This window comes from Yoonia sp. (genome assembly GCF_017854415.1).
Classification (GTDB): Bacteria; Pseudomonadota; Alphaproteobacteria; order Rhodobacterales; family Rhodobacteraceae; genus Yoonia.
The window spans coordinates 1-6,006 of record NZ_JAFMHR010000045.1; the positions used below are offsets into that span (position 1 = coordinate 1).

6 protein-coding genes are annotated in these 6,006 nt (G+C 55.7%); 3 read left to right on the forward strand and 3 right to left on the reverse strand.

Translation table 11 applies throughout. From position 1 onward, the window contains the following. The 3 genes from betA to betI all read right to left on the reverse strand — a co-directional run. Positions 1 to 1,624: choline dehydrogenase (betA, locus tag QZ197_RS07055; RefSeq protein ID WP_296431162.1), on the reverse strand; the 1,624-nt coding region annotated here is incomplete at its 3' end. Positions 1,625 to 1,698: 74 nt separating this feature from the next. Then, entirely contained in the window at positions 1,699 to 3,207 is a 1,509-nt protein-coding gene (gene betC, locus QZ197_RS07060; protein ID WP_296431163.1) for a choline-sulfatase, read from the reverse strand. Continuing rightward, entirely contained in the window at positions 3,204 to 3,788 is a 585-nt protein-coding gene (gene betI, locus QZ197_RS07065) for a transcriptional regulator BetI (RefSeq protein ID WP_296431164.1), read from the reverse strand. The genes betC and betI overlap by 4 nt, the downstream gene beginning before the upstream one ends. Positions 3,789 to 3,869: 81 nt before the next feature. Between betI and choX the strand changes: the two genes are divergently transcribed. The 3 genes from choX to QZ197_RS07080 form a co-directional block, all read left to right on the forward strand. Next, a complete protein-coding gene (choX, locus tag QZ197_RS07070; RefSeq protein WP_296431165.1) occupies positions 3,870 to 4,793 on the forward strand; it encodes a choline ABC transporter substrate-binding protein in 924 nt (307 codons plus the stop codon). A gap of 54 nt (positions 4,794 to 4,847) precedes the next feature. Continuing rightward, complete coding sequence (gene choW, locus QZ197_RS07075) at positions 4,848 to 5,681, forward strand: choline ABC transporter permease subunit (protein ID WP_296431166.1); 834 nt, start codon at positions 4,848 to 4,850, stop codon at positions 5,679 to 5,681. After that, the coding region (locus tag QZ197_RS07080; RefSeq protein WP_296431167.1) for an ATP-binding cassette domain-containing protein at positions 5,678 to 6,006 on the forward strand (329 nt) is incomplete at its 3' end. The genes choW and QZ197_RS07080, both read left to right, overlap by 4 nt.

Consider the following 6,006-nt stretch of genomic DNA (forward strand, 5'->3'; position numbering starts at 1 on the left):
AAGGCTGATCATTGGACGGCGCAAGCGGATTGCGCTGCAAAATATGATCCGCCGCTTTTTCGCCCACCATCAGCGACGGTCCATTTGTATTGCCATTCGGTACGCGCGGGAAAATAGAGCTGTCCGCGACCCGCAGACCGGCCACGCCAATCACGCGCGTTTCGGGGTCGACAACTGCCATTGGGTCATCCGGATCACCCATTTTGCAAGTGCCACACGGATGGTACGCACTTTCCGCGTGCTCTTTGATAAAGTCGTCGAGTGCATCATCGCTTTGCGCATCCTCGCCCGGTTGGATTTCACGACCGCGGAAAGGATCGAATGCAGCCTGCGCAAAAATCTCGCGGGTCAGGCGAATACATTTGCGGAAATCGACCCAGTCTTGTGGGTCGGACATGTAATTGAATTCGATCTTGGGGTGATCTGCCGGATCAGCAGAGCGAAGGGTAACTTGCCCGCGCGACTTGGACCGCATCGGGCCGACATGTGCTTGGAAACCATGCCCGTCAGGTGCGACTTTGCCGTCGTAGCTCACGGCGATCGGCAAAAAGTGGTATTGGATATCGGGATACTTGACCCCAGCGTCCGAGCGGATGAACGCAGCACTTTCAAACTGGTTCGAGCTGCCAAGACCTGTTTTCCACAGCAGCCATTCAAGACCAATCTTGGCTTTGCCCCGCAGATTCCAGTAGGCAAAAAGCGAGACGGGCTTGGTTGCTGCCTGCTGGATATAAAGCTCTAGGTGGTCTTGCAGGTTTTGGCCAACGCCGGGCCGGTCTGCGACGACTTCGATCCCGTGCTCTTTGAGGTGCGCCGCAGGACCGATCCCGGACAGCATGAGCAGTTTAGGTGAATTCAGGGATGAGGCGGCAACGATCACTTCTTTGCCTGCTTTGATGATTTCAATTTTGTTGCCACGGCTAACCTCGACACCGACTGCGCGTCCGTCTTCAATCACAATCCGGCGCGCAAAGGCACGTGTGATGTTGCAATTGGGACGCTTCAGGGCGGGGCGCAGATAGGCTGTTGCCGCGGACCAGCGCACACCTTTGTAGATTGTCGCATCAAAGGGGCCAAAACCTTCTTGCTGCTCGCCATTGTAGTCCCCTGTGACGGGGTAACCTGCTTGTTCCCCTGCAACGACGAATGCGCGGGTTAGCGGGTTTTTGCGCGGCCCGCGTGTGACGTGCAGAGGGCCGTCTTTGCCGCGCCAATCAGGGTTGCCGCCGTGACCACCATCGTGCCAGTGTTCCATTCGTTTGAAGTATGGCAGCACATCCGCATAGGACCAACCATGTGCGCCGCTTTCCGCCCAGTGGTCGTAGTCGCAGGCATGCCCGCGCACGTAGATCATGCCGTTGATTGATGACGATCCGCCGATAACTTTGCCGCGTGGTGTAACCAGTTCGCGCCCGCCTAAATGCGGCTCGGGTTCCGATTTCATCCCCCAGTCATAGCGTTTCATGTTCATCGGATATGACAGCGCGGCAGGCATCTGGATGAACGGGCCAGCATCGCTGCCGCCGTGCTCTATGACCAAGACCTGTTTACCTGCCTCCGCGAGACGGTAGGCGATTGCACAGCCAGCAGAGCCTGCGCCGATGATGATGTAGTCAGCTTGCATTTAATTTGAGACCTTTATGTCTGTCGCAAGTGCCGGAACCTCCGGCGGGAGTTTGGAAGGGCAAGATGATAAGTCTATTCGCCCCGTGGGAACCGTTGGTTTTCTTCGAGAACATTGAGGTCCATGTGGTTGCGCATGTACCGCTCGGACGCTTTTTGCAGCGGTTGATAGTCCCAGGGGTAGTAGTTACCATTGCGTAGGGCCTCGTAGACCACCCAGCGACAGGCTTGGGATTGCCGCACGGATGCGTCGAATGCGGCAAGGTCCCAGCGCGCTTCGGATTTGGCCCGCAACTGGCTTACGGTGCCTTGGTGTGCCGGCTGATCCGCGAGGTTTGTCAGCTCTTGTGGGTCGGCGTCCAGGTCGAACAACTGGTCGGGATCGAGCGTGCAGCGCGTGTATTTCCATTTGCCGTAGCGCAGGCAGACAAGCGGCGCATAGCTGCCTTCGGCGGCGTATTCCATCGCCACAGGTGTGTCGCGCACCCCACCTTGCCCCAGATGCACAAGGCTTTCGCCTGTCGTCCAAGGGGCGACCTCGGACATATCAATGCCCGCCAGATCACAAAGGGTCGGTGTCACGTCGATGTTGCTGACCGGGGTCGCGTTGAGGCCTGCTTGCATTTGCGGGCTGCAAATCATCAGCGGCACACGTGCCGAGCCTTCCAAGAACGACATTTTGAACCACATCCCGCGTTCACCCAGCATATCGCCATGGTCAGAGACGAATAGGATCGTAGCCTCTTGGCGGGTGTCTTTGAGCGTTTGCAGCACTTCGCCGATTTTGCCATCGAGGTAAGAGATATTGGCGAAGTATGCGCGGCGCGCGCGTTTGGTGTGGTCTTCGGTGATGTTGAAGTTATCGCGGTCGTTGGCATCCAAAATACGTTGAGAGTGCGCGTCTTGTTCCTCATAAGGGATCGGCCTGATCTGCGGCATCAGGTGGTCGCAATCCTCATACAAGTCCCAATATTTCTTACGTGCGACATAGGGATCATGTGGATGCGTAAAGCTGACAGTCAGGCACCAAGGTCGACTGTCTTGGCCGCGTGAGAGATCATAAAGCTTGCGGGTCGCATTATAGCAAACCTCGTCGTCGTACTCCATTTGGTTGGTGATTTCAGCCACACCTGCGCCCGTCACGGACCCCATGTTATGATACCACCAATCGATCCGCTCGCCGGGTTTGCGGTAGTCTGGTGTCCAGCCGAAATCAGGCGGGTATATGTCTGTCGTCAAACGTTCCTCGAACCCGTGCATCTGGTCAGGGCCGACGAAATGCATTTTGCCAGACAAACAGGTTTGATAACCCGCACGCCGCAAATGGTGCGCGTATGTGGGAATGGATGAGGCAAACTCAGCAGCGTTGTCATAGACACCGGTGCGCGATGGCAATTGCCCCGACATAAACGACGCCCGCCCCGGCGCGCAAAGCGGCGATGCAGTGTAGGCGTTGGCAAAACGGGTCGACTTGGCGGCCAAAGCTTTCAGGTTCGGCGCATGCAGCCAATCCGCAGGACCGTCTGGAAACAGCGTTCCGTTCAATTGGTCCACCATGATAATTAGGATATTGGGTTTGGTCATTGTGGGCGTCCCCCGAGTTCAATGTGCAAAAGTGCAAGCGCTTGCGCAGTGGCATCCGATTGCTTGGCTTGCTTGCGTGCAAGACCTTGGCGCAGATACAACCCGTCGATTAGCCCTGCCAATCGGGCAGCGGCCCCTTCCGCGCCGTCACCAATCAGCGGGCGCAGATCATAAAGCAGATTGCTGCGCAGGCGTTCTTGGTAGATGCGCAATAAACGATGTGCCTCAGCAGAGGTTTGCGCCAGAACATAGAAATTGAGCCATGCCGCGATCACCTCTGGTTGGAAGTTGGTCGACGTGAAGCCCGCGCGAATAACAGCCTCGAGGCGCGCATTGTGACCTTTGGCCCCGTAAAGGGCAGCCCGGACTTCGGCCGCATAGATTGCTAGCGTATGACGCATTGCGGCCAGAAATATTTGATCTTTGCCACCAAAGTAGTGGTGCGCGAGCGCCGATGACATCCCTGCACGCTTAGCGATATTACTAACCGTTACATCCAAGTTGCCGACTGCCCCGATTTCATCAATCGTGGCTTTCACTAAGGCCGCACGGCGGATAGGCTCCATTCCAAGCTTGGGCATCTGATCCTCTTTTTAGGTGACACAGGCAGTTAAATCGTTCTTTATTGACTCGTCAATCAAGAAAAAACATGGAGTAACGATATGAAATTGAAATCAACACTATCTGTTCTGGCGATCTGTGCGGCAGTTCCAGCCGTAGCCGATTGCGGCTTGGTCCGTTTTTCCGACGTCGGTTGGACGGACATCACCGCCACAACCGCGGCCACGTCAATTGTTCTGGAAGCATTGGGCTATGAGACCTCCACTGATATCCTTTCAGTTCCAGTGACTTACGCATCAATGGCGCAAGGCGACATTGACGTTTTCTTGGGTAATTGGATGCCAACGATGGAAGGCGATATCGCCAGCTACCGTGAAGCAGGCACCGTCGATACTGTGCGCGTCAACCTTGAAGGCGCCAAGTACACATTGGCGACAAACGCCGCTGGTGTGGCCGCTGGTATCACCGATTTCGCGACCATCGCTGCTGCATCCGATGCGCTTGATGGCAAGATTTACGGCATCGAGGCTGGCAACGACGGCAACCGTTTGATCCAAGACATGATCGATTCTGGGTCTTTTGGCCTTGACGGCTTTGAAGTGGTTGAAAGCTCCGAGCAAGGCATGTTGGCCCAAGTTGAACGCGCCGTTGACCGCGACGAGGCTGTTGTTTTCCTTGGCTGGGAACCGCACCCAATGAATGCCAACTTTGATCTTACATATCTGCCGGGCGGTGATGATTACTTTGGACCTGATCTGGGTGGCGCTGTTGTCGCCACAAACACCCGTGCGGGCTATGTCGCTGAATGTGCGAATACAGGTAAGCTGCTGCAGAACCTTGAATTCACACTGGCGATGGAAAACGAAATCATGGGCGCGATCCTGAATGATGACGTTGATCCAAACGATGCGGCCCAAGCATGGCTGGCTGCAAACCCTGCCACGTGGACCGCGTGGCTTGACGGTGTGACAACCGCCGATGGTGGCGATGCAGTCGCAGCCGTTACTGCGGCTCTCGCAAACTAATCCACAAGAAAGGGGGCGGTTCTTATCGCCCCCTTTTGCAGTTTGGAATTCAATATGAACTGGCTGACAGAGAACAAAATTCCCGTAGGTGACTGGTCCGAAACCGGCGTTGACTGGCTCAAGGAAAATGGGCGACCAATCTTTGACGCGCTCAGCGATGGGCTTGATGCGATGATTGACGGGATTGTGTGGTGCCTGCAAACACCACCAGAATTCGTAGTGATCGCATTGTTCATTGCGCTGACGTGGGTCTTGCAACGCTCTTGGAAAACTTGCGCATTGGTTCTGGCCTGCCTCTTGTTCGTTCTCAACCAAGGCTATTGGGACGAAACGACCGACAGCTTAGCGCTGGTGCTGTCGTCCTGCGTTGTCTGCATGGGCCTTGGGGTCCCGATAGGGATTTTTTTGGCACACCGCCCGCGTGCATATCAAGCACTCAGCCCTGTGCTGGACCTGATGCAGACCCTGCCTGCCTTTGTTTACCTCATTCCAGCGATTGTATTTTTTGGCCTTGGCATGGTGCCGGGCCTGTTTGCGACCGTGATCTTTGTGCTGCCCGCCCCAATCCGGTTGACGTATTTAGGCGTTTCAAACACCCCGAAATCGTTGCTTGAAGCCGCCGAAGCCTTTGGGGCAACTGGCGCGCAACGCCTGTGGAAGGTCGAGTTGCCTTATGCTTTCCCGCAAATCATGGCGGGCCTAAACCAAGTGATCATGTTGTCGCTGTCGATGGTCGTAATCTCGGCCTATGTCGGCGCAAACGGCCTTGGAAAACCTGTCGTGCAAGCCTTGGGGCGCAATGATCCCGGGCTTGGATTTGAATCCGGCCTTGTGATCGTGGCCGTTGCTATCATGCTGGACCGAATGTTGCGGGTGAAATCAAAATGAATGCCGTTGAATTTGACAATGTCTCGATCGTTTTTGGTGACAAACCACATACGGCCCTACCCTTTATGGACGACGGGCTAGAGCGCCCTGAAATCCGCGAGAAAACCAATCAAATCCTTGGCGTGCATAACTGCTCGCTCAACGTGGAAGTTGGTGAAATCCTTGTGCTGATGGGGCTCTCTGGTTCTGGCAAATCGACGTTGTTGCGCGCGGTGAACGGCCTAAACCCTGTGATCCGTGGCGAAGTGCGTATTAACGATGGCGACTGGACCTGCAGCGTCGGCAATAGCTCTGCTGCAGATCTGCGCCGTGTGCGCCGCGAATG